Annotated in this window: 1 protein-coding gene; it reads right to left on the bottom strand. The window is 36.3% G+C overall.

Going from position 1 to position 2,790, the window contains the following annotated elements; translation table 11 throughout:
- A partial coding sequence (locus KO361_05330) for a type I restriction-modification system subunit M (protein MCC7574988.1) occupies window positions 1–2,336 on the bottom strand: 2,336 nt, incomplete at its 3' end.
- Between the last annotated feature and the right edge of the window lie 454 nt (window positions 2,337–2,790).

Genomic DNA, 2,790 nt, shown 5'->3' with positions numbered 1-2,790 from the left:
TCTACTTCTCCTAAAATACGTTTTTCCAATTCTGTCATCCATTTTGATTCAACTATCAGTGTTTTTATATCTTCGGGAGTAAGTTTTGGATATATTTCAACAACTTTATTTTCCAGGTCTTTTTCGGCATCTTTTTTCTTCTTCTTTAAATCTGATTCTGTTTCTAAAAGCTCTGAATATTTTTCCAGTAATTCCAGCTCTTTTTTTTCTTCATCATCTTCATTTGAATTTACCTGGCTATTGAGCAATTTAGGTTGATTTTCGCCCTGAGATTTAAGTTCCTTGATACGCTTGGCAATATCATTTTTGGTAATATTGCCCTTGTCATTAGTTACCTCACTGAGCAGACTTTCTTCACCACTGTTTTCTTCCCCGATCTCTTCCATCTGGCTGGAGACCTGTTCTATCTCAGCTTGAATTTCGTCTATTTTCCTCTGCTCCTGCTGTAAGTAGGTCTTAATAATCAGTGATACTGGAATCAACCGTCCTTCCAAGCCTGCCAACCCATCAATATTTTTTTTATTTTTATTCTTTAATCGAATCAGTTCATTACCGGTTTCCCATTCATCAGCTATAATGATATATACATCATCCTGCATAGTCTCTTCCCAATAATCCATCAGGTGCTGGTAAATATCATATTTATCAATTAATTTAATATCTTTAAAGGCTTCCAATAAACTGGTTGATAAATCTCTAATCACGGTCTTAGGATGATTGTTTTTGTTTAAATTTTTCAGGATGGGAATTTGGGAAGTTTGCCAGTTATCAAAGTTCTCCTGAATATCATTTCTGAGTTTTAAGAAGTCATCATGTTCTAAAACTGCAGAACGTACTTTGTCAACCGGTATACTTATATCATAATAACCGGGTCTGGAATTATTTTTGAATAAGGAAGATCTAAGTGTAGGGCAGACAGTCCAATATTTTTGCAGGGATTCAACATCTGCTTTTGGAATACTGCCTTTCAGATGTGCCTCAATATCCTGAATATCTTCCGGCTCACCGGTATCTATATAACGGGGCAGATTGAGATTATATTCATTTTTTTCAATTTCTTCATTAGTAGCAAAATGGCTGTATTTTAGTATTTCGGCTTTTTCCTTCCATGTATCGACAATTTTGCAGATATCCTGTTCCCGCAAGCGATTTTTATTTCCGTCTTTAATAAAACCCCTGGAGGCATCAATCATAAAAATTCCCTGTCGCTGGCTGGTGGCTTCTTTGTCCACTACTACGATACAGGCAGGTATGCCGGTACCAAAAAAGAGATTGGGCGGCAAGCCAATAATTCCTTTGATATAGCCGCGTTTTATCAGGTTGCTGCGGATAACTGCTTCCGTGTTTCCGCGAAATAATACACCATGGGGAAGAACACAGGCACCTTTGCCGGTACTTTTTAATGATTTTACGATATGCAGCAAAAAGGCATAATCACCATTTTTGCTGGGGGGAATGCCAAAACCATCAAAACGGCCATAAGAATCATCTTCCGGAGTAAAACCATTTCGCCATGACTTATAGGAAAAGGGTGGATTGGCTACCACAAAATCAAAAGTTTTCAGGGCACCGTTATCAGTAAATAGTGGGCCGGATAGAGTGCTTTGCCCTTTTTGTATTACGGCTGTTGGTTCATTGTGCAGCCACATGTTTAAAATTGCCAGGGCAGCAGTGGCGTTTTCTTTTTCCTGTCCATAGATAGTAATTTTAACCGGTTTTGCTTCAGCAGCTACCTTTAATAGCAAAGAACCTGAACCACAGGTGGGATCATATACGGTTTGAGTGCTATCGGTAGCATTTTCCGAACCAATTACCTTGGCAATTACCCGGGACACTTCTGCCGGTGTATAAAACTGGCCTTTGCTTTTACCTGATTCCACGGCAAAGTTCTTCATCAGATATTCATAGGCATCTCCCAGGAGATCATCGCCTTCAGATCTATTTTTACTGAAATCCAAACCGGGGTTTTCAAAGATAGCGATAAGCTTGGAAAGGCGATCCTGTTTTTCTTTACCTTTTCCCAGCTTCTCCTCATCATCAAAATCAACTGTATTAATTACACCGATTAAACGATTAGCTTCTGCCAGGGCATTTAAAACTATATTAATCTTCTCACCAATATCCGGCTTGCCTTTAAGTGCTGCTAAATCAGAAAAACTTCCACCCGGAGGAATCTCTACCAGGGAATCCGCTTTTCCGGCATATTTATCAGAAACATAGCGGACAAAAAGCAGGACCAGAACATAATCTTTATATTGAGAAGCATCCATACCTCCACGCAATTCATCACAAGCCTGCCAGATAGAACTGTAAAGTTGAGATTTTTTGATTGCCATAGATTGCCTATTCCTTTTTCAAAATATTTTTACTATTTTAATAACCGCTTTTTAGTAAAGTTATTAAGGGGTTTTAATTATCTTACAAAATTATAAAAATCAAATATCATCAATTCTAAGTCTAATATTTTTAAAAGCACCCTAAATCCTATTGTAGCAGATAGTTTATTTATTTGTTATAAATGATATATTATTTCCTGTAATTTTCTTATATATTTTTTATTTTATATTAGTCTTTACTTCTAATTTCAGGCAAAAAAAGAGAGTGTAAAATTTCTGCGTTTCTTGTAGTGGCTGTTGTTGGTATTTTATTACTGGCTGAATGCTGCTTTCTGCATTTATAATATTTCTTCAACTTTAATCATTTTAGCAAATTAGAAATGTAAATTGCAAGAGAAATAAAAATAATGGTTTTCAGTTTATAGTTTTTTGTTTTCAGAAAAAATAAACCTTA

The sequence above is a fragment of the Candidatus Woesearchaeota archaeon genome, from assembly GCA_020854775.1.
Taxonomy (GTDB): Archaea; Nanobdellota; Nanobdellia; order Woesearchaeales; family 21-14-0-10-32-9; genus 21-14-0-10-32-9.
This window is presented reverse-complemented; position numbering and strand designations above follow the sequence as displayed.